The organism is Ornithinimicrobium pulveris, from assembly GCF_050261105.1.
Classification (GTDB): domain Bacteria; phylum Actinomycetota; class Actinomycetes; order Actinomycetales; family Dermatophilaceae; genus Ornithinicoccus.
The window spans coordinates 1497431-1522406 of sequence record NZ_CP189837.1 but is presented as its reverse complement, the minus strand read 5'-3'; the positions used below and the strand labels follow the sequence as shown (position 1 = coordinate 1522406).

The following is a 24976-nucleotide window of genomic DNA, read 5'->3' as shown; positions in this document are numbered from 1 at the left end:
CTCAGAGCTCCAGGAACGAGGCCGGGTTGGACACCAGCGCATCGAGGTGCACCAACGCTGCCCCGGTAGCCCCACCGATGTCATCCTCGTCGTGGACGACCTGCAGCGACATGTAGGGCGCGGCCATCACCCGGGTGCGTAGCGCCTCCTGCACGACCGGGCTGAGCTCGTCCGCGAGCTCGCCGATCTCTCCCCCGAGCACCACGGTCGAGACATCCACCACATTGATCACACCGGCCAGGACCACCCCCAGAGCCGCGCCAGCGACCGCGACCGCGGTGGCGCTGCCCTCATGGCCCTCGGCCGCCCGGGCCCGCAGGTGGGCCAGCGTCGATCCCTCGGGCAGCCCGGCCCGGCGGATCATCGCCAACCGGCCCGCATAGCGCTCCAGGCAGCCGCGCGATCCGCACGGGCACGGGTCACCATCCGGCAGGTAGGTGACGTGCCCGATCTCGCCGGCGAACCCGCGCTCACCGGTCTGCACGTGGCCCTCGACCACGATCGCGCCACCGATGCCGATCTCTCCTGAGACATAGACGAAGTCAGCATGCTCGCCGGCCCGTCCGGGGCGGGGCTGGGCAATCGCGTGCGCAGCGAGGTTGGCCTCGTTACCCAGGCTCAGCGGTATCCCTTCCAGAGCGTCGCTGAGGCTGGTCTCCGCGAGCGGATCCACGCCGGTCCAGCCGAGGTTCGGCGCCTTGAGCAGTTTCCGGCCGGCCCGATCAACAACACCCGGCACCGCCAGCCCCGCCCCGAGCAGGCGCATCCCCGCTGGAGCACTGCCTCGCAGCTCGGCGATGTGGGTGCCCAGGAGCTTCAGACCCTCCCCCGGTTCCGAGCCCACCAGGTCCGGCTCCGAGCGCGACTCCGCCAGCACCTCACCCCTGAGGTTGAGCAGTCGGGCAGCCACGTGTGCCGCGTTGACCTGCAGGCCCAGCGCCCCTACCCGCGAGGCGGTGGGCAGCAACGGAATGGACGGGCGCCCGGGTCCGGCCAACCGGGCTGCGCCCTCCTCGAGCAGACCCCCTTCGACCAGGTCATCGACGAGGCGCGAGACGGTGGAGCGGGTCATCCCGGTCGTGGCCGCCACCCAGGCGCGCGAGACCGGTTCGGGGGCAGCGCAGACTGACGTCAGGACCAGCCCGAGATTGGTCTCCCGCAGCGTGGACTGGCGCGCGGAATGGGGCAACGTCGCAGGGGCCATACGGGCAACCCTACGCACTCCGCTCCTGCGCGCGCCACGCCTTGCCGTGCCGCTTCGCGTGGGTTAGTTTCATCGCAGCCCAAAAGGAGATCCATGGACCACCGCCCGCCCTTCGCCCTGACCAGCCCCAGCCCGGAGCCGTCGATGGCTCACCGCCGCGGCTCCCTGGAGGTGTTGCTCCGCGACGCCCAGGGAGCGCCCCTGCGCGACACCGAGGTCACGGTGGAGCAGCGCTCGCACGCCTTCGCTTTCGGTTGTCATGGCTTCGAGTTCCTCCCTGAGGACCCCGAGGACATCACCAATGTCTCCGCCGCCAGTCAAGACCCTGCTCGGATGGAGGAGCAGTGGCGGGCCCTCTTCACCACCGCCACCGTGCCCGTCTACTGGAGTCTATTCGAGCCGCAGGAAGGCTCACCCGCCACCGACCGGCTCGCGGCCGGAGCCCGGTGGTTCGCCGAACGAGGCATCAGGGTCAAGGGACACCCCCTGGTCTGGCACACCCTGGCCCCCACCTGGCTGCGCGGCCGGGACCTCGATGAGGTCGAGAAGACTCTCCGGGCACGGATCACTCGCGAGGTCGGTCAACTGGCCGGAGCGATCGACTGCTGGGACGCCATCAACGAGGTCGTCATCATGCCGGTCTTCACCCAGGAGCCAAATGCCATCACTGAGCTGTCCCGCACACTGGGCCGGATCGGGATGATCAGGCTGGCCTTCGAGCAGGCCAGGGAGGCCAACCCGCGGGCCACGCTGCTGCTCAATGACTTCGACCTGTCCACCGCCTACGACACCCTCATCGAGGGCGTGCTCGAGGCAGGCATCGAGCTGGACGCCATCGGGCTGCAGAGCCACATGCACCAGGGCTACTGGGGAGAGGAGAAGACGCTGGGCATCCTGGAGCGCTTCTCGCGCTACGGCCTCCCGCTGCACCTCACCGAGACCACCCTCGTCTCCGGTGACCTGATGCCACCGGAGATCGTCGACCTCAACGATCACCAGGTGGACTCCTGGCCGAGCACTCCCGAGGGTGAGGCTCGCCAGGCCGATGAACTTGTTCGGCACTACCGCACCTTGCTCTCGCACCCTTCGGTGGAAGCGGTCACCTACTGGGGCCTGTTCGACCGGGGCGCCTGGCTCGGCGCCCCCGCCGGGCTGGTCCGGGAGGACGGCTCCCCCAAGCCGTCCTACGAGGCCCTGCACAACCTGATCCGGGGCGAGTGGTGGACCGGCCCGCACCAGGTGCGCACCGACGGTGACGGACGGGCCCGGCTCGAGGGCTGGTTCGGGGAGTATGCCGTGCACCTCCCCGGCGGTCGGGTCGAGGTGGTTGAGCTCAACGCCCCTGCGCCACAGTCCTTCCCCCAGACGATGCCGCACTCATAGGCTGGGGCGATGGCGAGGAACGGGCGGCCCCGGATGGAGGATGTCGCCAAGGCTGCGGGGGTCTCGGTCGCGACCGTCTCCAAGGTGGTCAACAGCCGCTACGGGGTCTCCGCGTCCACGAGTGCACGGGTCCTCGAGGTGATCGAGGAGTTCGGGTATGCCGCGAGCCTGGGAGCCAGCAGCCTGCGCACGCCGCGGACCAACATCATCGGGATCCTGGTCGCGGAGTTCGAGCCCTTCAGCCTGGAGCTGCTCAAAGGCATCTCGGAGGCCGCGGAGGACTGCGACTACGAGCTGCTCGCCTTCGCCGGCGCCACCCACGGCTCGGAGGCTGGGTGGGAAAGCCGTTCGCTGGGTCGGCTGGGCGGGACCCTCATCGATGGCGCGATCCTGGTCACCCCCACGGTGGTCGGCGCCAACGGTGCTGTGCCGGTCGTGGCGATCGACCCGCATGCCGGCTCCGCCGACGCCCCGACGGTGGACTCGGACAACATCGGGGGCGCTCGGCAGGCCATCGAGCACCTCATCGGCCTGGGGCACCGCCGGATCGCGATGATCGGTGGGCGGGAGGACCTCGAGTCGGCCCGGCTCCGGGAACGGGGCTACCGCGAGGCCATGGCCGCCGCCGGACTGGCTGTCCGTGACGAGTGGCTCGCGCGAGGCACGTTCCGGGCAGACTCGGCCGACCAGCCGACCCGGGAACTGCTGCTCGCGGACGAGCCACCGACCGCGATCTTCGCCGCGAATGATCTGATGGCGATCCGCGCCCTGCAGGTCGCGGCCGAGCTCGGAGTGCGGGTGCCGGAGGACGTGTCGATCGTCGGCTTCGACAACATCCCGGAGTCAGCCCTGTCGCACCCGCAACTCACCACCGTCGCCCAGCCGCTGCACGAGCTCGGGGTGAGGGCGCTCCAGATGCTGTTGCACCTCCTCGCCGGCGAGGAACTGGCCCACTCGCAGGTGCGCCTGCCGACCCGGCTGGTGGAGCGGGGCTCCACCAGCCGGGTTCGCTAGGACCTGTACGGCGTCCTTGCTGTTCGGTGTCCGTGCTGATCGGCGTCCGTGCTGATCCGCGTCCGTGCAGATCGGCGTCCGTGCAGATCGGAGTCGCCGCGGTGAGGCAGACGCGGCCGCTGTTAGGCGTCCTCGACGGCCACGGTGGTCAGCCGAGGGTCGCTGGTCCCGATCTCGTGGACGTCACCGTCCAGGCGGACCTCCTGAACCAGTTCGCGGTCCTCGCACGAGCTGCCGACCCAGACGTCGAAGGCACCGGGCTCAACCACCTTGCGGCCGTCGCGGGCCGTGAAGGCCAACCGGGCGGGCGGCACGGTGAAACTGACCCGCCGGCGCTGACCGGGATCCAAGTCCACGCGGGCGTAGCCGACGAGCTGCGCCACCGGACGGGTGACCGTGGCGACCAGGTCACGGACGTAGACCTGCACGACCTCTGCTCCGGCCCGATCGCCGGTGTTGGCGACGTTCACCTGGACCGTGAGATCCGCAGAGGTCTGCCCCGCCACGACCTCCAGGCCGTCGCGCTCGAAGGTGGTGTAGGACAGGCCATGGCCGAAGGGCAGGCTGGGCCGGCTGGACAGGTTGGTGACATCGGTGTCCCCGCCCAGGTGGGGGTGTAGATAGGTGTACGGCTGGCTGCCGACGGAGTGGGGCATGCTGACCGGCAGGCGCCCCGAGGGGTTCACTCGCCCAGAGAGCACGCCCGCGACGGCCGCGCCGCCCTCCTCACCCGGGAAGAAGGCCTGCACCACAGCCGCGCAGGTCTCCAGGGCCCAGCCCACGGCATACGGGCGACCGGTGAGGAGGACGAGGACCACCGGGGTGCCGGTCTCCAGTAGCGCCTCCACCAGTTGCCGCTGCACGCCTGGAAGCTCGAGGTCGTCGCGGTCACAGCCCTCGCCCGAGGTGCCACGGCCGAAGAGGCCGGACTGATCACCTACGACGGCGACCACGACATCGGCGCCCTCTGCCGCTACGACAGCCTCGGCGAACCCATCGGTGTCCTCGCTATCGATCTCGCAGCCCTGGACGTGCGTGATCTCCGCGCCTGACCACTCGGCGGCCAGCGCCTCCCGGACGGTGGGCGCCTCGATCCCCGGCTCGGTGCCCGGGTGCTGCGGGATGACGTGGTTGACGAAGGAGTAGCAGCCGAAGAGGGCCTCGGTGCGGTCGGCGTTGGGGCCGATGAGGGCGACCTTGGCCGGTTCACGCAGCGGCAGGGTGCCGTCATTGGACAGCAGCACGATCGACTCCTCGGCGAGCTCCCGGGCGACGGCGCGCAGCTCCGGACCGTCCAGCTCGATCTCGGTCGGCGGTTCGTCCTCGAAGGTCGCCCCGAGGAGGCCGAGCTCGGCCTTCTGCTCCAGCGCCCGCAGGCAGGCGCGGTCGACCAGTTCCTCAGACACACGGCCTGCCCGCACCTCCTCCAGCAGTGGCGCCAGATAGGCGTCTCCGGTCGGCAGCTCGATGTCCACCCCGGCCGCCAGCGCCAACGCGGCGGCGGACCCGAGGTCCTCGGCCACGTGGTGGAGCACGCGCAGGAAGGCGACCCCGAAGTAGTCGGCGACGACCGTGCCGGTGAAGCCCCAGCGATCACGCAGCACGCCGGTGAGCAGGCCCGGGTCCGCGGCCACCGGGACACCGTCGATCTCGGTGTAGGCGTGCATGATCGAGCGCACCCCACCCTCGTGCACGGCCATCTCGAAGGGCACCATCAGGACGTCCTCGAGCTCGCGCGGGCCCGCGTGGACGGGGCCGAAGTTGCGGCCGCCCTGGGAGGCGGAGTAGCCCACGAAGTGTTTGAGGGTCGCGTGCACGCCCTCGGCCTGCAGCCCCTGCACGTAGGCGGTGCCCGTGGTCGCGACGAGGTAGGGGTCCTCGGCGATGCACTCCTCGACCCGTCCCCACCTCGGGTCGCGGACCACGTCCAGGACCGGGGCCAGGCCCTGGTGGATGCCCAGCTCGTGCATCGTCGCGCCGAAGAGTCGGGCAGCCCGCTCGACGAGCTCGGGGTGGAAACTCGCGCCCCAGGCCACGGGGGTCGGGAGGGTGGCCGCCTTCCAGGCGGACAACCCGGTCAGGCACTCCTCGTGGACCAGGGCCGGGATCCCCAGCCGGGTCGAGGCGACCAGCCAGCGCTGGAACTCCCACAGCCAGGCCGCGCGCTCGGTCGGCTCCACCGGATTGGTCCCGTAGACGCGGGTCAGGTGGCCCAGTCCGTGACGCGAGGTGTCGTGCAGGCTCTGCGGATCACCGAAGGCACCCTGCAGCGGAGCGACGGCATCCCCGTCCCCCTTGTCCCAGAAGCCGACGATCTGGGCGAGCTTCTCCTCGAGAGTCATCAGGGAGAGCAGCTCGGCCGGGTCGGTCGGCAGCGGCGCCTCGCGGGTGCTGGTGGTCGTGCTGGACGGCTCGGACATCGAAGACCTCTCGATCGGGGGAACGGGGATAGCGGTATGCCGGACGGCGGCGGTCAGCCCTTGACCGCGCCCTGCAGTCCGCTGACGATCCGGCGCTGCATGGCCAGGAAGAACAGCAGCGCGGGAATCATCGCCAGGGTGGTGAAGGCGAAGACGCCGGCGGTGTCGGAGGAGTACTGGGAGGAGAAGTCCGCCACGCCCAACGGAAGGGTGCGCATCTGTCCCTGCAGCAGCAGCAGCGGAAGCAGGTAGGCGTTCCAGGACCCGACGAAGGCCAGGACACCGACGGTGATCATGCCGGGCCCCGACAGGGGCAGCAGCACGCGCCAGAAGAACTGCACCCGGGAGGCGCCGTCGATGAGGGCGGCCTCCTCCATCTCGCGGGGGATCGCCATCAGGAAGGGGCGCAGGATGACGATCGTCATCGGCAGCGCGAACGCCGCCTGCGGCAGCGCGACGCCCCACCAGGTGTTCCCCATGCTCAGGTCCCGGGTGATCAGGATGAACAGGGGGATGATCGCCACGGTGGCCGGGAAGAGCAGGCCGACGACGAAAACCATGAACAGCGGCTCCCGCCACCGGAACTGGTAGCGCGCCAGCGGGTAGGCGGCCATCAGCCCGAAGACCACGGTCACCGCGGTGGTGATCACCGCGATCGCGGTGGAGTTGATCGCGAACGTCCAGAAGCTGCTGCTGGTCAGCACCCGGTGGTAGTTGTCGAAGACCCACGGGTCCGGCATGCCAGCCGGGTCCGCCGCCAACTGGGCGTTGGTGCGGAAGCCGCCGAAGACGGCATACAGGACGGGACCCAGGGTGAGCGCCACCACGACGAGCGCGACGAGGTAGACGATCGGGCCGCCCTCTCCGCGGCCGCTTCCCTCCTTGGGCGCGCGGGCGAACCGGCGACGGGTCTGGGGCTTGTCTGCGGTGACGGTCATCGCGGGCTCCTCACCGGGTCGGCGCTGTCGCGGCGCAGGACGAAGTATTGGTAGAGCACCGCCATGACCAGAGCGATCACGAACAGGATCACCGAGGCGGCCGCGGCGATGCCGTAGTTCTGGCGCCGGGTGCCCTCGGTCACCAGGAAGGTGGCCATCGTGGTGGTGGCGTTGGCGGGACCGCCGCCGGTGAGGATCCAGACCATGTCGAAGAGCTGCAGCGAGCCGATCATCGACAGGAAAGCCCACATCCGGATGGTCGGGCCGAGCAGCGGGATGGTGACCCGCCACTGCGTCTGCCACCAACTGGCCCCGTCGATCTGGGCTGCTTCGTGCAGCTCGCGCGGGACGCCCTGCAGGCCGGCCAGGAAGAGCAGGACCGCCAGGCCGAGATACTTCCAGGTCAGCACGCCGATGACGGTGTAGAGCGCCAGATCGGGTGTGCCGAGCCAACCCTGCTGCGGCCCATCGATGCCGAAGCGGTCCAGAAGCGTGTCGATGACGCCGTACTGCGGCTGCAGCATCTGGAACCAGATGACACCCGCGATCACCTCGGAGAGGACGTAGGGCACGAAGATGATCGTGCGCAGTGTGCCCTGGCCCTTCATCCGCCGGTTGAGCAGCAAGGCGATCGCCAAGCCCAGGGGCAGCTGGATGACGATCGAGAGGACCACGATGATCAGGTTGTGGGTGAGGGCCCCGATGAAGACGTCGTTGTTGAGCACCGCCCGGTAGTTGTCCAGGCCGACGAAGTTGGTGAGCGGGCCGAAGCCCCGCCAGCGGTAGGCGGAGAACTGGACCGCCCGCAGGATCGGCCAGACGACGAACAGCAGGAAGAGCAGGAGCGCGGGGGTGACGAAGACGGCGATCTCGAGCGCCATCTTCCAGTCGCGCCCGCCCCCCACCGGCCGCGAGGCGCGGCCGGTGGGCTTCTCCTGCTCCCCGGTGTCCGGCGGGAGCGCGGGAGTGGCGGTCATCGACGGACTACTTCTCAGCCCTGGGCGTCGGCGGCGGCCTGGGTGTCGTCGACGATGTCCTGCGGGGTGGCCTGCCCGGCGAAGAGCAGGGCGATCGCGTCATTCATCGCGCCACCGACCGAGGCACCGAAGGCGGTGTCGAAGTAGAGCTGGACGTAGGGGGCGTTGTCCCGGACCTCGAGCAGCGAGGCCAGCGACGGGTCCTGGACCGAGTCCGAGGCGTTCGGGTTGGTCGGCAGACCCATGTCCAGCTCGGCGAAACCCTGCTGGACCTCATCCGAGAGCAGGTACTTCACGAAGTCGACAGCTGCATCCGGCGAGCCCTCGCTCACGGCCCAGGCGTCACCACCGCCGAGCTGCGCGTCCTGGTCGCCCTCGCCACCCTCGACGGCCGGGAACGGGAACCACCCGAGGTTGTCACCCAGGCCCGCGCCGTCCTCAGTCAGGCCCATGATCACGCCGGGCTCCCAGTGACCCTGCAGCTCCATCGCGACGCGGCCGGTGGCCATCAGGCCGGAGGCGCTGGTCGGACCGGACTGGGCGGGGGTGGACAGGAAGCCGCGGTTGAACGGCTCGGACTCGACCAGCTGCTGGGTGTCCTCACCGGCGCGCAGGAAGCACTCGTCGGAGAAGTCCAGGGAGGTGACGGCGTCCTGCAGGGTGTCCTGCGCGCACTCGCGGAGGGAGAACTGGTACCAGTAGTGCGCGGCTGGCCAGGTGTCGCCGGCGCCGACCGAGATCGGCTCGATGCCCGCTTCCTTGAGCTTGTCGATCGCCTCGTACATCTCGTCCCAGGTCTCGGGCTCCTCGGTGATGCCGGCACTCTCGACGAGCTCCTTGTTGTACCAGAAGCCCACCACGCCCAGGCTGAACGGGAGCGCGTAGGTGCGGTCCTCGACCTGCCAGCCAGCCACGGTGCCACCGAGCAGCTCGATCTCGTCGGCCGCATCGTCGGTGATGTCCCGGATCAGGCCAGCCTCGACCTTGTCCGCCAGCTCGCCGCCACCGCGCTCCATGAAGATGTCTGGGGCGTCGCCACTCTGGAAGGCGGCGTCCAGGCGGGTCAGCATGTCCTCGTGCTGCATCGGGCTGACCTCGACGGTCACGCCCGGGTTGGCCTCCTCGAAGTCCGCGGCGACCTGGTCGTAGTACTCACGACCCTCACCGGTGTTCGAGTTGTGCCACCAGGAGATCGTGACGTCTCCGCCATTGCCGGCGCCCGTGGCGCCACCGTCTGCGGTATCGCCGTTGCCGTTGTCACCGTTGCCGCACGCGGTCAGCGTCAGCAGGCTGCCAGCGGCGATCAGGGTGAGTATCCGCTTGCTCATGTCGTGCTCCTCGACGTTGAAGAAGGTCCAGCCGGTCGCGGGGACGCCGGTGGTGTCAATCGTTGTCGATAACGATTTCGATCGACTGGGCGAAGGTGGTCGGCATCGCCGCACCTCGTTCCGTGATGTGTATAGTTTTGCCATAAAACCAACTAGGAGGCAAGCCCATGAGCGACACCGCAGATCAGACCCGGTTCACCTTCGGCCTCTGGACCGTGGGGTGGCCGGCCGCCGATCCCTTCGGCGAGGCCACCCGCCCGGCCTTGGATCCGATCGAGGCGGTGCACAAGCTCGCCGAGCTCGGCGCGCACGGCATCACCTTTCACGATGACGACCTCGTGCCCTTCGGCACGCCCGCGGCGGAGCGCGACCAGATCGTGTCCCGTTTCCGCGATGCGCTGTCCGAGACCGGCATGAGCGTCCCGATGGTCACGACCAACACCTTCAGCCACCCGGTCTTCAAGGATGGTGCACTGACCAGCAACGATCGCGACGTGCGCCGTTTGGCCCTGGTCAAGGTGCTGCGCCAGGTGGACCTTGGCGCCGAGCTCGGCGCCGAGACCTTCGTGATGTGGGGCGGCCGGGAAGGCGCGGAGTACGACGGCTCCAAGGACTTCGGCGCCGCGCATGAGCGCTACAAGGAGGGCCTGGACGCGGTCGCGGGCTACATCAAGGAGCAGGGCTACGGCATGCGGATCGCCCTGGAGCCCAAGCCCAACGAGCCCCGGGGCGACATCCTGCTGCCCACCGTCGGGCACGCCCTGGCGCTGATCGCCACCCTGGAGCACGGCGACATCGTCGGCGTGAACCCCGAGGTCGGTCACGAGCAGATGGCGGGTCTGAACTTCACGGCCGGCATCGCCCAGGCGCTGTGGGCCGGCAAGCTCTTCCATATCGACCTCAACGGTCAGCACGGCCCGAAGTACGACCAGGACCTCGTCTTCGGCCACGGCGACCTGCTCTCGGCCTTCTTCACCGTCGATCTGCTCGACAACGGCTTCCCGGGTGGCGGCGAGCGCTACCAGGGGCCGCGCCACTTCGACTACAAGCCCTCGCGCACCGAGGACGTCGAGGGTGTCTGGGCCTCGGCCGCGGCGAACATGAGCACCTACCGCCTCCTCGCCGAGCGCGCGCGGGCCTTCCGCGCCGACCCCGAGGTCCAGGAGGCGATGGCCGCCTCCGGCATCCTCGACCTGGGCACCCCCACCTTGGAGGAGGGCGAGACGCCGGCCAGCGTGCTCGCGGACTACGACTTCGCGAACCTGGAGGCGGACGCGGACCGGCTGGGTGAGCGCGGCTACGGCTTCGTGCACCTCAACCAGCTCGCCGTGGAGCACGTCCTCGGGGCGCGCTGACCCATGGTGCTCGTCGCCGGGATCGATTCCTCGACCCAGTCCTGCAAGGTCGTCGTGCGGGACGCCGAGTCCGGGCGCCTGGTGCGCTCGGGCCGGGCCGCCCACCCTGACGGCACCGAGGTGCATCCGGACGCCTGGTGGTCTGCCCTCACCGAGGCGATCGCGGCCGCTGACGGGCTCTCGGACGTGGACGCGATCTCGGTGGCGGGCCAGCAGCACGGCATGGTCACCCTCGACGAGTCGGGCTCGGTCGTGCGGCCCGCGCTCCTGTGGAATGACACCCGGTCCGCTCCGCAGGCGCGCCGGTTGATCGAGGAGCGCGGTGCCGCGTGGTGGGCCGAGCACACGGGCTCGGTGCCGCTGCCGTCCTACACGGTGACCAAGGTCGCCTGGATGGCCGAGCAGGAGCCGGACAACGCCGCTCGCACGGCCGCTGTGGCACTCCCCCACGACTGGCTGACCTGGCGGCTCACCGGCTCCTCCGAGCTGGCCGACCTGGTCACCGACCGGTCCGACGCCTCGGGCACCGGCTACTGGAATCCCGGCACCGCGGCATACGAGGACGGGGTGCTCGCCGAGCTCCTCGGACGCGAGGTGACCCTCCCCCGGGTGCTCGCGCCCACCGAGTCCTCCGGCCGGGCCCAGGATGGTGGTATGCCGTTAGGCCCGGGCGCCGGGGACAACGCGGCGGCGGCGCTGGCGCTGGGTGCCGGACCGGGCGATGTGGTGCTGTCCGTGGGCACCTCGGGGGTGGTTTCGGCGGTCGCCGAGCACGCCGTGCAGGACGCCAGCGGGCTGGTCAGCGGGTTCGCCGACGCGACCGGACGCTTCCTGCCGCTGGCCTGCACGCTGAACGCCGCCCGCGTGCTCGACGCCGCGGCCCGGATGATCGGGGTCCCGGTGAGCGAGCTCGACGACCTCGCCGGTGGCGTGCCCCTGGGAGCCGATGGCTTGGTGCTGGTGCCCTATCTCGAGGGCGAACGCACGCCCAACCTGCCCACGGCGACCGGCTCCCTGCACGGCCTCACGCTGGCGACCAGCACGCCCGCGCACCTGGCACGCGCGGCCATCGACGCGGTCGCCTGCTCCCTGGGCGAGGCACTCCGGGCACTCACCGGCCACGGCGTCGAACCACGGCGCGTGCTGCTGGTGGGCGGAGGCGCGCAGTCGCGCACCCTGCGCCAGGCCCTGGCCGACCTCCTGGGCATCCCGGTCGAGGTGCCCACGCCCGGTGAGTATGTCGCGGACGGCGCCGCACGGCAGGCCGCCTGGCTGCTCGTCGGCGGTGACGAGCCACCCACCTGGTCACCCGCCGAGCCCGCGGTGCAGGTGGAGCCGCGCACCGATGGGCAGAGCGTGCTGGAGCGCTATCGCGAGGCGACCGGCCAGCTGCTCGATCGCTGAGCAGCATCAGCGAAGGGGACCGACCATCAGTCCCGCATCCGTCCGTGGCGTCAATCCGCTCTGAAGGACACGCGCTCGAGGACTTCCTGCTCAGTCCACGTGCGTCCGTCATCGCTGCTGACCCACACGCGGGACTCGATCTGCTCGTTGTCCTCCGAGTAGACACGGGCCTGTGCGCGGAGCTGACCTGAACCGTAGGCCCGCAGCCGGACCCCGGCGGCACCTGCTCGCCCGTGAGCGCCCAGACCGCGGCCGAGTTGAAGCGCCTCACGCCCTCGCGGGTGGTCGCGCTCGGTGGGCAGGCGTCGGTGTGCCGGTCCACGGTGCGGGGGGCCGGGCTGGACACCCGTCCCACCATCAACTGCGCGCAGACCGCGTGTGTCGCTGTCACCTTCGACGACGGGCCGAGCTCGCTGACGACGCAGGTGCTCGACATCTTCGCCACGGCCCGCGTGCCCGCGACCTTCTTCGTCGTCGGAAGGCGGGTCGCCGAGCGGAGCACGGTCGCACGGAACACCTGGATCGAGGGCCACCAGATCGGCAACCACACCTACGACCACGTGCGACTGACGGAGCTCACCCGGGCCCAGCAACGAGAGCAGATGACCCGCACGGACTCGCTGCTGAACGACCTGGGGATGCCGACGACGACCACCATGCGCCCGCCCTTCCTGGCGTTCAACAACGACACCCGGAACATCGGCAAGGCCGTGATCATGACCGACGTCAACCCCAAGGACTGGGATGGCCCATCCGCGCAGCAGATCCGCACCTTCATCCGCAACAACGTCCGTGAGGGCTCGATCGTGATCCTGCACGACACCGTCCAGAACACCGTGACCGCGCTGCCCGGGGTGCTCTCTGATTTCGAGGACGCCGGCTACACGGTGGTCACCGTCGACGAACTGATCCCCGACCTGCGGCCCGGCGACCTCGTCTACAACCGCACCACCCGCTACCGCAACGCCGTCGATTTCGACTCCGACGACAGCGTCGAACTCAGCGACGGGCGGGTGCTCCCGCCGCTCGAGGACACCTCGGACGACCCCACGCCCGACCACTGAGGCTATGCAGCTGGCCCGTGTCATCGCGACCTCGGCCGCGGTGGCGGCTACCCGGTCGCGCACTGCCAAGACCGAGCTGCTCGCGGCGACCCTGCGTGTGGCAGCGGCCGAGGGCGCGGCGGCTCTGGCGCAGGAGCAGGACGGGAGGGCCGGGGACCAGGGTGGGCGCCTGGTGGAGGTCGTGGCCGACTACCTCGCGGGAGTGGTGCCGCAGCGGACCGTCGGGGTCGGCTGGCGCGGCTTGCGCGAGCTCCCTGCGCCGGCAGCAGAACCGTCGCTGAGCGTCCTCGCCGTCGACGAGGCCCTCACCGAGCTCCGGGCACTCTCCGGTGCTGGCTCCGCGAGTGCCCGCGCCGGAGCCGTCGCCGATCTCCTCGCCCAGGCCACCGCGCCGGAGCAGCGCTGGCTGGTCGGGCTGATCACCGGCGAACTGCGGCAGGGCGCCGGCGACGGAGTCCTTCTGCCGGCGATCGCCCACGCCGCGGACGTCCCGGACGCACTCGTCCGGCGGGCGGTCATGCTGGCCGGGTATGCCGGTCCGGTCGCCCGGGTCGCCTTGGCCGGGGGTGCCGTGGCACTGGCGGAGATCCGGCTCGAGGTGGGCCGACCGCTGCGCCCCATGCTCGCCGGGACCGCGCCGGACGTCCCCAGCGCGGTCGAGGGTGGCAAGGGGGTGGAGGTGGCGGTCGAGGCCAAGCTGGACGGCATCCGGCTCCAGATCCATCTGGACCGGGCGGGAGGCGGCGGGCCCCCGGTGCGCCTGTTCACCCGGTCCCTGGAGGAGTTCACTGACCGGTTGCCCGAGGTCGTCCGAGCGGTGACCGAGCTGCCGGCGCGCACCGCCGTGCTTGATGGAGAGGTTGTTGCGCTGGCCGACGATGGCCGCCCACACCCGTTCCAGGTCACCGGTGCCCGGACCGCCTCCAGCGCCGACCCGACTGCACTCGCGGGCAGGACCCCGGTGACCACCTACCTGTTCGATCTGCTGCACCTCGACGGCCGTGACCTCGTTGATGAGCCAGCCCGCCTGCGCTGGGCGGCGCTCACCTCCCTCGCGCCGGACCTCGTCGTTGACCGGGTCCTCACCGCGGACCAGGCCCGCGCGGCGGCGCCTTTCTCCACCGGTGCGGGCCCACGCCGCCGGGTCGTGGTGACCGGCGGCGCCCTTCTCCACCGGTGCGGACGCAAGGCCGATGCTGGCAGCAACCGCTCCCTCGGTGGTGGTGGCACACAGGCGTGCGCCGGGGCAGCGATGCCGCCCCGGCGCACGTGAGGACTGCGGGTCAGGCAGTCGGTCAGACCGTCGATCAGGTGGTCGGGGTCTGGCCCTTCGTCTGCGCCTTGTCCTGCTCGACCTTCGCCAGGGCGCGAGCGGCGGCGTCGCGACCACCCAGGCCGAAGGCCAGAGCGGCAGCCAGCGCGCCACCGACCACGACCGCGCCGAAGGCGAGGTTGATGATCGAGTCGGCGATGCCCATGAAGCTCAGGCCCATCGCCACGAACAGCGCGATCGTGGCCCAGTAGATGATCGTCCCGGCGGTGCCGGTGCCGATCGTGCGACGGAGCAGGCCGGCGATGATGACACCAGCGGCGATGATCGCGCCACCGAAGAGGACCCGACCACCGAGGGCCAGCACCTCTTCCAGGAAGTTCGTGATCTCCGGGAAGTTCAGCATCCGGGTCGCCATGACACCGAAGAACAGGATGATCGCGATCTGGGCGATGCGTGCCAGGAGCGAGCTCGCGCTCTGCCCCTCGGGCATGATGCCGAGCTCGGCGACCGACTTGTCGGTGCCGAAGCCGCGCAGCGTGCCCTCGAGGAGCTGTGCGACGAACTTGGCGATGAAGACACCCAGGCCCAGCAGCAGCGCTGCCACGATGATGTTCGGGATGGCGTCGAAGACCGTCTGGAGCATGGACTCGGCCGGGTCGGAGATGGCCGAGATGCCCAGGATCTGCAGGGCGGCGATGCCGACCAGGATCAGGATGAGCGCGAAGACCAGGTTGCCCAGCACCGACGACAGCCGGGTGCCGCTCCCTGTGCTGCCGCCACCACGCAGGACGGCCTCGCCGTCGGCGTCGGCACCAGCGGCACGGGCCGCCTCGGCGTCACCCAGCTGACCGTTGGTCAGCCGCGCCACGCCACGGTCGAAGCCCGCGGTGTCCAGAGCGGTGGTGGTGAGCTGGCGCGCGATCTTGGCGATCACGTAGCCCACGAAGAAGACGAAGCCGGCGCCGATGACGGCCGGCAGGTAGGACAACAGGTTGTCCAGCATGCTCTGGATCGGTCCGAGCACCTGCTCCAGGCTGAAGACCTGAAGGATGGCGATCAGGCCGAGCAGCCAGACCAGCAAGGAGGCAATCTGCCCCAGGGCGGCGCCCAGCGACTGGCCATCACCAGACTGGCGCTGCAGAAACTTCACGTTCCCCACGAGTTTGGTGAAGGCCGCCTTCACCAGTCGCGCCACGATCCACGTGACGATCAGGATGATCAGGGCAATGCCGGCCTTTTCGGCCAGGCCCACCCAGTCGTAGTCCCGCCAGGTATCCATCTCTCTCCTCGGTTCGATGTCCGTGCAGGGTCAAGCCCGGAGGTGTCTGGGCCGCTGGACACCGTAACAAGACCTGGGAGAATCTTGAGAGTCAAAAGGGCCAATGATACGTGATCGTGATCTGAACGAGATCTTCGTGTGAACCCCGGAAAAGGCTGCTGACCTGCAATGTTTCGCTAATTGAGCAGCTGCAGGCCGACATCTGGGACCCCCGGGGTCAGGACCTTCCAGCTGCGCCCCCAGGACCGTGCCTCAGCGACCACGACCTCGACGAGGTCCCGGGTGGTGAGGGCCATCGCGGTGGGGCCGGCGCCGGAGACGACCGCGGCGTGCCCCAGGGCGCGCAGGGTGTCGACCGCGCCCATCGTCACGGGGTAGACCTCGCGGCGCGGCTCCTGGTGTAGCCGGTCCTGGGTCGCATCGAGCAGGTGGGCCGGCTCGTGGGTCAGCGCGTGCACGAGCAGGGCTGCCCGCCCGACCTGGTGGACGGCGTCGACCCGTGGCACGGTCGGCCCGAGGACGCTGCGGGCGATCGCCGTGTCGAGCTTCTCCGTCGCTGGCACGAGCACCACCGGGACGATGTCCGGGTGCAGCACGGGCCTGGCCGTGCGCACGACCTGAGGGCTCGGCATCCAGGACAGGGTCAGCCCGCCGAAGACGGACGCGGAGGAGTTGTCCGGGTGCCCCTCAGCCACCCCCGCGTGGGTATTGACCAGTCCCAGGTCGGCCTCGGAGAGCACCCCGCCACCGACCAGCGCGAAACCCAGCCCCAACCCGGCGACGATGGCCCCGGTCCTCGGTGACCCAGGCCCCGTCATCGGTGAGAGCGATCAGGCGTACACCGTCGTGGCTGACGACGGTGGACTCCTGGCTCTGAGCCTGGTCGGGGGTCCGCTCCGGGGGCAGGGGGAGATCCGCGTCCGGCCTGCGGATCTCTTCGTGCGTCCTGCCACCGTCGGTCGAGATGCCCAGCTCCCCGTCCAGGCCGGTCCACAGGATCGTGTCCGGGCTGTCCAGGGCGGTGGGCCCGCGCCTCGTGCAGGTCGCGCGTGATCGTGCCTTCCGCCTTGCTCATCTGCCGGGCCACGTCGGCGACGCTCAGGTCGGCGAAGTAATGCAGGAGCACGGCGGTGCGCAGTCGCTCGGGCAGGCTCTCCACCGCAGCCCGGACCGAGAGCACGACAGCCCGGTCGGGCTGTTGTCGACGTCCACGTCCGGGTCGATACCGCCCTGGAAACGCTGGTATGCCGCTCGCTCGCGGGAGCGCTTGCGCCAGTGGTCCTTCACCAGGTTGGCCACTAGACCGCGCGCACGGCGTCATCGAGGGAATCTCGCACGGACTCGGTGACGGCGCTGCGGACCAGGCCGTCTGCCGGGCCTTCGGTCCTCTCGGCGGCGCGGCGCGGCATCCGCACCACCCGTCCGATCGACGTGCTCGTCATGTCTTCCGGGACGCCGTTCCCCGCCTCCGGGTTGGCTGTGATCCTGCTCACGACTCAGCCCTGTCGGTGCGGCATGCCACGATCAAGGGATGGAGCTGCGCGAGGTGATCCGTCGTCGTCGGATGGTCCGGGCCTATGACCCCGACCGTCCGGTGCCTGTCGAGGTGCTGGATCGGCTGCTCGACCACGCGGTGCGGGCGCCCAGCGCAGGCTTCTCCCAGGGCTGGGACTTCGTGGTCCTCACCGACCAGGCAGACCGGGAGCTGTTCTGGGCCAGCACCAGCGACGGCGGTGAGCCGGACTCCTGGCTGCGCGGGATGCGGACCGCCCCGTGCCTGATCATCGCCCTGTCCGACCCGGACACCTACCTGGACCGTTATGCCGAGCGGGACAAGGGCTGGACCGACCGGGACGAGGCGCGCTGGCCGGTCCCCTTCTGGGATGTCGACACCGGCATGGCCTCGATGCTGATGCTGCTCACCGCGGTGGACGAGGGCCTGGGCGCGCTCTTCTTCGGCGTGCCGGTGCAGCGGCATGGAGATGTCCGGGAGGCCTTCGGCATCCCGGGCAACCGACGTTTCGTCGGGGTGATCTCGGTGGGGTATCCGGCAGCGGACCGCCGCTCCCCCTCCTTGCGACGAGGGCGCCGCCCGGTGCGGGAGGTTGCCCACCACGGCAGATTCGGCCGTCCCTACGGTGGTGTGCCGGTCGACTAGTCGCGCAGCATCCGGGTCGCGGCGGCCACCGCGAGGGCGACCCCGACCACCAGGAGAAGGGCGCTGGCGGCAGCCATGAGCGGTCCCGGCGTCAGCAGCGCGTGGGCCACCGGACCGGCGACCACGATCAGCACTGCGGCGAGCGCCAGCAGCACCTCGGGAGAGTGGTCCAGCGGGTGCGCCGCGTGGTCCACGATCGAGCGGGAGGAGCGATGGGTGTGAGCGGTCATGTGCGTCCCCTGCCATGAATCTGTCGGTGGCAGCCACTGTGACGTCGTCGTCCTGCTGCCCTTGTCATCATGACGTCGCAGGGGCACCGAAGGTTGCAGGGCCACGCCGGTTCGTGACCACATCGTGATGATCGGGCGCTCTCAGTGATCCTGCTGCGCCAGGAAGAGGTCCACCTCGGCGCTGGTCGGGGCCGTCGCGGGTCCGCGACGGGTGACCTTGATGGCGCCCGCTGCGTTGGCCCGGCGAGCCGCCTCCAGCCACGGCAGGCCCTGCGCCACCCCGGCACAGAGCACGCCGGTGTGCGTGTCCCCCGCGCCATTGGTGTCCACCGGCTCCTGCGGGTAGCCAGCGACATAGCTGGTCTGCCCGTCGACCCGGACGAAGCATCCCTCCGGGCCGTCCCGCACGATGACGACCGCGCCCTCGGGGAGCCGCTCAGCCACCGCCTCGCAGGAGGCCTCCACGTCGGTCACGCCGGTCAGTTCCTCCGCCTCGAGGGCGTTGGAGGTCCAGACATCGGTCACCGCGAGCACCTGCTCCACCAGCTCGGCCGGCATGTCCGCCAGCGCTGCCCCTGGGTCCAGCACGAGGTGGACATCGGCCGGGAGACCGTCCACCCAGGCGAGCAGCGGGTCCCGCGTCGGCGGGTAGAGCGAGTAGCCGGTCACGCAGACCAGGTCGCCCGGGCCGGGGTCGCTGGTCGCCAACGACTCAGCGCTGATCCGACGCTCGGCGCCGTAGGTCGTGACGAAGGTCCGCTCCGCCGAGGGCTCGACGAGCACGACGCAGATCCCGGTGTCCTCGTCGGCGACCGGCGGCGCCGACAGCCCCACCCCTTCCCTGTCCAGGGCCGCCCTGATCAGGTCCCCGTTCGGTCCCGTGCCGTGAGCCCCTGCGTGGACCGCGCTCGCCCCGCTCCGCGCGGCGGCGAGGAGGATGCTGACTGCACCACCGGCATACGGGGCAAAGCTCGTCGCGTTCACGTTGCCGCCGCGGACCGGCAACCCTGGCACCTCGCAGACCACGTCGACGAGGGCCTGGCCGGTGTGGATGACGCGTCGGTGCTGGCGACTCGGGCGACTCGGGCTCACGGCGCACAGCCTGACATGCCGGGCGCGTTAGCGTGACGTCATGACCTCCCCCACCGTCGCCGTCCTCGCCGACCTACCGAAGATCCGCCCCTGGCTCGAGGACCTCTACCGCCACCTGCACGCCCACCCCGAACTGTCGATGGCCGAGCACGAGACAGCCGCGCGGGTCGTCACCGAGCTGAAGGGTATGGCGCAGCTCGCCGGCCTGCGGACCGACACGGTGCAGCGCAGCTCGGCCGAGGGCGATGAGGAGGTGATGGACATCGTGACCGGGCTCGGCGGCACCGGCGTGGTGGCCGTGGTGCGCAACGGTGCGGGGCCGACCGTGCTGATGCGCGCCGACATGGACGGGCTGCCGGTCCAGGAGGACACCGGGCTGGACTACGCCTCCACCGTCTGGACGACCAACAAGCAGGGCGAGAGCGTCCCGGTGATGCACGCGTGCGGGCATGACACCCACGTGGCTACCCTGCTGGCCGCGCTCCGGTTGCTGATCACCTCCCGGGAGGCGTGGGCGGGCACGCTGATCGCGGTCTTCCAACCGGCCGAGGAACAGGACAACGGGGCTGAGGCGATGGTGGCCGACGGTCTGGTGGAGCGCCTCCCCCGACCCGATGTGGCGCTTGGCCAGCACGTGCTGCCAGGCCCGGCGGGCTCGGTGCAGGTCGCCGACGGACCGATCATGGCCAGCTGTGACGACTTCCGGATCACGCTGCACGGCAAGGGAGGTCATGGCTCGGCACCACATACGGCGCTGGACCCGGTGGTGATGGCGGCGTCGCTCGTGCTCCGGCTCCAGACCATCGTCTCGCGACAGGTCGCCCCCTCGGCGACGGCAGTGGTGACGGTGGGCCGGATCCAGGCGGGCACCAAGACAAACATCATCCCGTCGCAGGCGGTGCTGGAAGGCACGGTGCGAACCTATGACGCGGGCGTGGCGCAGACCTGCCTGGCGGCGATCCAGCGCACCGCCCGAGCCGAAGCCGCGGCGTGGGGCGCCCCTGAGCCGGACTTCGAGACCTTCGACCACCTGCCGGTCACCGACAACGACCCGGCGACCACGGATCGGGTGCGCTCGGCCCTGGCCGCCGAGCTCGGTGCCGATCAGGTGCGGATCTTCGAGCCGGAGAGCGGGTCCGAGGACTTCGGCGAGTTGCCGGACGCCTGGGGAGTTCCTTACTGCTACTGGGGATTTGGCGCGTTCGACGCGGACACCTGGGCGCAGGCCGAGGAGGCTGGCTCGCTCGCGGACCTGCCGGACAATCACTCCCCGCACTTTGCCCCGGTGCTCCAGCCGATGCTGGACACCGGCGTCCGCGCGATGGTCGCGGCGACGCTGGAGTGGGTGGGGCGCGATGCTGCTGGCGTGGACGACGGGGCCGGGGAGGCCTGAACGCTCGGCCGCTGCATCTCAGCCGAGCACGCGTGCCTTGGCTGCGGCGAACTCCTCGTCGGTGAGCAGGCCGGCCTGATGCAGCCGGGCCAACTCCGTGAGTTGATCGACGAGGACCTGATCGCCTCGCGCATCGTTCGACGGCGTGGCGCGGGGCGGCACGCTGTCAGAGGGCACGCTGTCAGAGGGCACGCTGTCAGAGGGCACGCTGTCAGAGGGCACGCTGTCGGAGGGCACGCTGTCGGACGGCACCGTGCCCTCGCTGAAGGTCCGAGAGGGCACCCCGCCCTGGAGGGGCAGCGGCGGCGCCGGAAGATCGATCGGGGTCAAGGGTGCGCTCTCCCGGATCTTCCGCACGGCTCGCAGGGCCTCGTCGAAGGCGGTCAGACCCTGGCTGCGCAGGCCGACGTTCAGGCTGCCGAGCATGACGTCGGGCCCGGAACTCGGATAGGCACGGACGTCGCCGAACCGGAGGACGCCTTCCCGTTCGACCTCGAGGCGCTCGATGGCGAAGTGGTCGAGATCGTCGACGACGGGGTAGGCCTCGTGCTCTAGGCCGAGCGTGAAGACCCGCTGGTCGGTCAGCACCAGGAAGGCGACCGACCGCCGGAAGCGGCTCACGCCGTGCAGCCCCACGACCCGCTCGCCATCACGCAGGTGGCGTTGCGCCGCGCCCAGTCCAGCGGCAACGCGGGAGTTGGACAGGGTGGGGTCCAAGATCGGCTCGTCGGAGGCCATGGTCGCCATCCTGCCACTGCCTGACCTGCCCCTCCCGACCTGCTCAGCGCACCGGCGGCGGTAGCCTTCCAGACCATGAGCGAGCAGCACACCGAGCACTGGCGACCCGACACACTGGCGATCCGCGGTGGGCTGATGCGCAGCGCTTTCGACGAGACCGCCGAGGCTCTCTATCCCACCTCCGGCTATGTCTACAGCAGCGCCGCCGAGGCCGAGTCCGCCTTCGCCGAGGAGATCGAACGCTTCGTCTACACGCGCTACGGCAACCCGACCGTCGCCATGCTCGAGGAGCGGTTGCGCCTGCTGCACGGGGATCGCGCCGGCGCCTGCCAGGCGACAGCGTCCGGGATGGCCGCAGTCTTCGGTGCGCTGGGTGGGCTGTGCGGGGCCGGCGATCGGATCGTCGCCTCCCGCGCCCTGTTCGGCTCGTGCTTCGTGATCATCGATGAGGTGCTGCGGCGGTGGGGCGTGGAGAGCACCTTCGTCGACGGCAAGGACCTGGAAGCGTGGGCGCAGGCCCTGCGGACCCCGACCACGGCGGTCTTCTTCGAGACTCCGAGCAACCCCACGCAGGAGCTCGTGGACGTCGCGGCCGTCAGCGAGCTGGCCCACCAGGCCGGTGCGGTCGTCGTGGTCGACAACGTCTTCGGCACCCCGGTCCACTCGCGTCCACTGGACCTGGGCGCCGACATCGTCGTCTACTCCACCACCAAGCACATCGACGGCCAGGGACGGGTCCTGGGCGGAGCGATCCTGGGCGATGCCGAACTGGTGACCGGCCCGATCAGGACACTGCTGCGGCATACGGGGCCGGCGATGTCCCCGTTCAACGCGTGGGTGACGCTCAAGGGTGTGGAGACCCTCGACCTGCGGGTGGCGCGGATGGCCGACAGCGCGCTCGCGCTCGCGCAGCACCTCGAGGCCGACCCGCGCGTGACGCGCGTCTTCCACCCGTGGCTGCCCTCCCACCCCCAGCACGAGCTCGCCCAGCGCCAGATGAGCGGCGGCGGAACGATGGTGACCTTCACCATCGACGGCGGCAAGGAGCAGGCGTTCGCACTGATGGATTCGCTGCAGGTGGTCGACATCTCCAACAATCTCGGTGACAGCAAGTCCCTCACCACCCACCCCGCGACCACGACGCACCGGCGGCTGCCTGAGGAGGCCCGTCTCGCGGCGGGGATCACCGACGGGACGATCCGGGTGTCGGTGGGGTTGGAGGACGTCGAGGACCTGCGCGAGGACCTCGAGCGCGGCCTGGCCGCGGCCTTCCCGACGCACTGACCTCGACCGGGACCGCCCAGATCAACCACAGAGCAGGCCCTCAAACATGCACAACGAGCGGTCGCCAGAGGAAACCCCAGGTCAGCGCGGCCACCTCCGGCGTTGTGCATGTCTGAGTGACCGTGCGGGGTGTCTGGAGGGGGCCACCTGACCCGGGTGAGGGCGCGCTCCGGCTCCCTTCGGCAACTAGCGACCGGCCGCGCGGATGAGGCGACGCGTCGCCCACACCACGAAGACGAGGTAGACCACCAGGGCGGCCAGCACGACGACTCCGACGAGCGGGATCCCGGTCGACACAGACTGGACCTCGCACCCCTCCCCGGCGCAGCTCTGCTCCAAAGCCATCATCCCCGCATAGCCAATAAAGATCCACGCCATCGGCAGCAGCGATCCCCACGCTCCCACCGCGAGCACCTTGTGGCCGCCGTCCCAACGGTGTGACAGGGCGATGAAGACCAGCCCAGCCACCCACATCGGGATCGAGAGGAACCAGACCGGGAAGAGCACGGCCGAGATCACCAGGAAGATCCCGGCGAGCGACTCCCACGGCGCGCCCTCCCGTCGGGCGGCCTGCTGGGGCCCGCTGGACGGCGCGCCGCCGACGGAACTGGCACCGCCCGCGGCGGCACCCCAGCCAGCCGCGCCAGCGCCAGCGCCCGACTCAGCGGGGGCCGAGGTCGCGGCCACCACCTCCTCCGGCTCCCCGAGGCGGTCGAGCACCTCGCGCACGCGCACCTCCTGCGGGTTCTCACCGAGCGCCTCGCCAAGATGCCCCTCGATGTCGGTGACCAGCTCACTGGCCTGGTCCTGCGACAGGGCGCGCTCGGCCTCGGCCCGCAGCCGCGCCAGATAATCCACCACCAACGGGTGCTGCAGAACAGTCATCATGATCCTTGCCTTCCGGAGAGGATGTCGTCGACGGAGCGCTTGAGCTCGCTCCAGGACGACCTGAAGTCGGCCAGCGCGCGCCGGCCGTCAGAGGTGAGGGAGTAGTAGCGCCGCGGCGGACCAGACGGCGACTCCCCCCAGGTGGTCTGCACGAGACCGTCCTTGCGCAGTCGACTCAGCAAGGGGTAGATCGTCCCTTCGCTGGCGACCAGGCCGGCATCCGACAGCTCGGTGACCAGGTCATACCCGTACCGCTGCTCCCCCTGGAGCAGGGCGAGCACACAGTGCTCGAGGACTCCTCGTCGGAGCTGGGTCACCGCCTGGGTTGCTGCCATGCGTCACAAGGTACTCCTTCACTACCTTGCACCGCAAGGGTATGGCGTGAGAAGGGTCGCGCGAGTCCCTCACCGGGCACGCCGCCCGGGTGTGGGCATCCCCCGTGACGCGCGGCTCGTCGCCGACGAACGTCAGGCCCCGCCTCACACCGCCCGTGGCGCAGCGGTGCTCGCGCGCTCGATCAGGGTCGGCCGCACCAGCACCTCCGGCTCGGGGGCGCGGCCCTTGATCGCCAGCACCATCTGGTCGATCCCCAACCGACCCACCTCGACGAATCGCTGCTCAACCGTGGTGAGTCCGGGCAGCAGCCAGGCGGCCTCCGGGATGTCGTCATAGCCAACGACACTGATGTCCTCAGGCACCCGACGCCCCGCCTCATGCAGAGCGGTGAGCACCCCGAGGGCCATCTGGTCGTTGGCCACGAAGACCGCGGTCACCTCGGGCATCGCGGCCAACTGCACCCCTGCCGCGTGGCCCGAGCGCGCCGACCAGTCGCCGGTGAGATGCTCACGCACCGGCACTCCCGCACTCCGCAGGACCTCCTCCCAGCCCTGGGTGCGCAGCACCGACTCCGCCCAGCCCACCGGCCCGGTCACGTGCGCCATCTCCCGATGCCCCAGCGCGATCAGGTGCTCGGCCACCATCCGGCCACCGTGCAGGTTGTCACTGGCCACGTAGGGCTGGCCCTGACCCAGATCGGTCTCCACCGCCACCACCGGCAGCCCCGCGGGCAGCGCGGCGAGCAGATCCGGCCCATCCGCCATCGGGCACACCGCGACCACGCCCTCCACCTGGCGCTCCACCAGCTGGGCGATCGCCAGCTGGGTCTGCGCCGACGTGCAGCCGTAGAGCGAACTCACGCTGGGGATGTAGCCGTGCTCCCGCACGGCCGACTCGATGCTGTGCAGCATCGACGTCGGCCCGAAGTACGGACCATTGAGGCTGATCACCCCGATCACCCCCGAGCGCCGCGCGGCCAGGCTGCGCGCCGACGCATTCGGCACATAGGCCAGCTCATCCATCGCCCCGCGCACCCGGTCGATCGTCTCGGCTCGAACCCCGCTGCGCCCGTTCACCACCCGGGACACGGTCTGGTGCGAGACCCCGGCAACCCGGGCGACGTCATACATCGTGGCTCGGGGCCGTGCTGGCGTGGTGGGCATCATCGCTCCGCCGATCTGGTCGCCCGATCCCGCCCGATAACACTCCGGACACGAT

At 70.4% G+C, this 24976-nt stretch carries 24 protein-coding genes; 9 read left to right on the top strand and 15 right to left on the bottom strand.

Annotated features, from left to right (window positions below; translation table 11 throughout):
• Window position 1: 1 nt before the first annotated feature.
• On the bottom strand, window positions 2-1204 hold the full coding sequence (locus ACQBAT_RS06960) for an ROK family protein (protein ID WP_420745870.1): 1203 nt from the start codon (window positions 1202-1204) through the stop codon (window positions 2-4).
• Between the two features lie 93 nt (window positions 1205-1297).
• On the opposite strand from ACQBAT_RS06960, the gene ACQBAT_RS06955 reads away from it, so the two are divergent.
• Entirely contained in the window at window positions 1298-2587 is a 1290-nt protein-coding gene (locus ACQBAT_RS06955) for an endo-1,4-beta-xylanase (protein ID WP_420745871.1), read from the top strand.
• Window positions 2588-2596: 9 nt separating this feature from the next.
• Window positions 2597-3601, top strand: coding sequence for a LacI family DNA-binding transcriptional regulator (locus tag ACQBAT_RS06950; protein WP_420745872.1), 1005 nt, complete (start codon window positions 2597-2599; stop codon window positions 3599-3601).
• 122 nt (window positions 3602-3723) lie between these two features.
• On the opposite strand, the gene ACQBAT_RS06945 is transcribed toward ACQBAT_RS06950, so the two are convergent.
• From ACQBAT_RS06945 to ACQBAT_RS06930, 4 genes are read right to left on the bottom strand one after another with little or no spacing between them, the layout of a single operon-like run.
• Complete coding sequence (locus tag ACQBAT_RS06945; protein WP_420745873.1) at window positions 3724-6021, bottom strand: glycoside hydrolase family 3 N-terminal domain-containing protein; 2298 nt, start codon at window positions 6019-6021, stop codon at window positions 3724-3726.
• A 53-nt stretch (window positions 6022-6074) separates the two neighbouring features.
• On the bottom strand, window positions 6075-6959 hold the full coding sequence (locus ACQBAT_RS06940; RefSeq protein WP_420745874.1) for a carbohydrate ABC transporter permease: 885 nt from the start codon (window positions 6957-6959) through the stop codon (window positions 6075-6077).
• On the bottom strand, window positions 6956-7936 hold the full coding sequence (locus ACQBAT_RS06935) for a carbohydrate ABC transporter permease (RefSeq protein WP_420745875.1): 981 nt from the start codon (window positions 7934-7936) through the stop codon (window positions 6956-6958). Before ACQBAT_RS06935 ends, ACQBAT_RS06940 begins: the two co-directional genes overlap by 4 nt.
• A 14-nt stretch (window positions 7937-7950) precedes the next feature.
• Window positions 7951-9264: an ABC transporter substrate-binding protein gene (locus ACQBAT_RS06930; RefSeq protein ID WP_420745876.1), complete on the bottom strand. Its 1314-nt coding sequence runs from the start codon at window positions 9262-9264 to the stop codon at window positions 7951-7953.
• Window positions 9265-9431: 167 nt separating this feature from the next.
• Between ACQBAT_RS06930 and xylA the strand changes: the two genes are divergently transcribed.
• From xylA to ACQBAT_RS06910, 4 genes are all read left to right on the top strand, one after another.
• Entirely contained in the window at window positions 9432-10619 is a 1188-nt protein-coding gene (gene xylA, locus ACQBAT_RS06925) for a xylose isomerase (RefSeq protein ID WP_420745877.1), read from the top strand.
• A gap of 3 nt (window positions 10620-10622) precedes the next feature.
• Window positions 10623-12023: a xylulokinase gene (gene xylB, locus ACQBAT_RS06920; protein WP_420745878.1), complete on the top strand. Its 1401-nt coding sequence runs from the start codon at window positions 10623-10625 to the stop codon at window positions 12021-12023.
• A 233-nt stretch (window positions 12024-12256) separates the two neighbouring features.
• Window positions 12257-13087 (top strand): polysaccharide deacetylase family protein, encoded by an 831-nt coding sequence (locus ACQBAT_RS06915; RefSeq protein WP_420745879.1) that lies wholly within the window; start codon window positions 12257-12259, stop codon window positions 13085-13087.
• A 4-nt stretch (window positions 13088-13091) separates the two neighbouring features.
• Complete coding sequence (locus ACQBAT_RS06910) at window positions 13092-14360, top strand: ATP-dependent DNA ligase (RefSeq protein WP_420745880.1); 1269 nt, start codon at window positions 13092-13094, stop codon at window positions 14358-14360.
• A gap of 34 nt (window positions 14361-14394) precedes the next feature.
• Here the strand turns inward: ACQBAT_RS06910 and ACQBAT_RS06905 are convergent, their stop codons facing one another.
• From ACQBAT_RS06905 to ACQBAT_RS06890, 4 genes are all read right to left on the bottom strand, one after another.
• Entirely contained in the window at window positions 14395-15639 is a 1245-nt protein-coding gene (locus tag ACQBAT_RS06905; RefSeq protein WP_420745881.1) for a mechanosensitive ion channel, read from the bottom strand.
• Between the two features lie 176 nt (window positions 15640-15815).
• Window positions 15816-16457 carry a homoserine kinase gene (locus ACQBAT_RS06900; RefSeq protein ID WP_420745882.1) on the bottom strand — a complete coding sequence of 214 codons (642 nt, stop codon included), beginning with the start codon at window positions 16455-16457 and terminating at the stop codon, window positions 15816-15818.
• Window positions 16454-16960 carry a sigma factor-like helix-turn-helix DNA-binding protein gene (locus ACQBAT_RS06895; protein WP_420745883.1) on the bottom strand — a complete coding sequence of 169 codons (507 nt, stop codon included), beginning with the start codon at window positions 16958-16960 and terminating at the stop codon, window positions 16454-16456. Before ACQBAT_RS06895 ends, ACQBAT_RS06900 begins: the two co-directional genes overlap by 4 nt.
• Window positions 16938-17132: a hypothetical protein gene (locus tag ACQBAT_RS06890; protein WP_420745884.1), complete on the bottom strand. Its 195-nt coding sequence runs from the start codon at window positions 17130-17132 to the stop codon at window positions 16938-16940. The genes ACQBAT_RS06895 and ACQBAT_RS06890 overlap by 23 nt, the downstream gene beginning before the upstream one ends.
• A 38-nt stretch (window positions 17133-17170) precedes the next feature.
• On the opposite strand from ACQBAT_RS06890, the gene ACQBAT_RS06885 reads away from it, so the two are divergent.
• The gene (locus tag ACQBAT_RS06885) at window positions 17171-17797 is read left to right on the top strand and encodes a nitroreductase family protein (RefSeq protein ID WP_420745885.1); all 627 of its coding nucleotides are present in this window, start codon (window positions 17171-17173) and stop codon (window positions 17795-17797) included.
• Here the strand turns inward: ACQBAT_RS06885 and ACQBAT_RS06880 are convergent.
• Both ACQBAT_RS06880 and ACQBAT_RS06875 read right to left on the bottom strand, forming a co-directional pair.
• A complete protein-coding gene (locus tag ACQBAT_RS06880; protein WP_420745886.1) occupies window positions 17794-18027 on the bottom strand; it encodes a hypothetical protein in 234 nt (77 codons plus the stop codon). The two genes, ACQBAT_RS06885 and ACQBAT_RS06880, sit on opposite strands and share 4 nt — an antisense overlap.
• Before the next feature lie 141 nt (window positions 18028-18168).
• The gene (locus tag ACQBAT_RS06875; protein ID WP_420745887.1) at window positions 18169-19119 is read right to left on the bottom strand and encodes a PfkB family carbohydrate kinase; all 951 of its coding nucleotides are present in this window, start codon (window positions 19117-19119) and stop codon (window positions 18169-18171) included.
• Window positions 19120-19159: 40 nt separating this feature from the next.
• On the opposite strand from ACQBAT_RS06875, the gene ACQBAT_RS06870 reads away from it, so the two are divergent.
• Window positions 19160-20512, top strand: coding sequence for an amidohydrolase (locus ACQBAT_RS06870; RefSeq protein ID WP_420745888.1), 1353 nt, complete (start codon window positions 19160-19162; stop codon window positions 20510-20512).
• An 18-nt stretch (window positions 20513-20530) separates the two neighbouring features.
• Here the strand turns inward: ACQBAT_RS06870 and ACQBAT_RS06865 are convergent, their stop codons facing one another.
• Complete coding sequence (locus ACQBAT_RS06865) at window positions 20531-21250, bottom strand: SHOCT domain-containing protein (protein WP_420745889.1); 720 nt, start codon at window positions 21248-21250, stop codon at window positions 20531-20533.
• Between the two features lie 75 nt (window positions 21251-21325).
• On the opposite strand from ACQBAT_RS06865, the gene ACQBAT_RS06860 reads away from it, so the two are divergent.
• A complete protein-coding gene (locus tag ACQBAT_RS06860; protein WP_420745890.1) occupies window positions 21326-22534 on the top strand; it encodes an O-succinylhomoserine sulfhydrylase in 1209 nt (402 codons plus the stop codon).
• A gap of 186 nt (window positions 22535-22720) precedes the next feature.
• Here the strand turns inward: ACQBAT_RS06860 and ACQBAT_RS06855 are convergent, their stop codons facing one another.
• The 3 genes from ACQBAT_RS06855 to ACQBAT_RS06845 all read right to left on the bottom strand — a co-directional run bounded on the left by ACQBAT_RS06855 (window position 22721) and on the right by ACQBAT_RS06845 (window position 24921).
• A complete protein-coding gene (locus ACQBAT_RS06855; protein WP_420745891.1) occupies window positions 22721-23419 on the bottom strand; it encodes an HAAS signaling domain-containing protein in 699 nt (232 codons plus the stop codon).
• Complete coding sequence (locus ACQBAT_RS06850) at window positions 23419-23757, bottom strand: PadR family transcriptional regulator (RefSeq protein WP_420745892.1); 339 nt, start codon at window positions 23755-23757, stop codon at window positions 23419-23421. The genes ACQBAT_RS06855 and ACQBAT_RS06850 overlap by 1 nt, the downstream gene beginning before the upstream one ends.
• Before the next feature lie 144 nt (window positions 23758-23901).
• Window positions 23902-24921 carry a LacI family DNA-binding transcriptional regulator gene (locus ACQBAT_RS06845; RefSeq protein ID WP_420745893.1) on the bottom strand — a complete coding sequence of 340 codons (1020 nt, stop codon included), beginning with the start codon at window positions 24919-24921 and terminating at the stop codon, window positions 23902-23904.
• Between the last annotated feature and the right edge of the window lie 55 nt (window positions 24922-24976).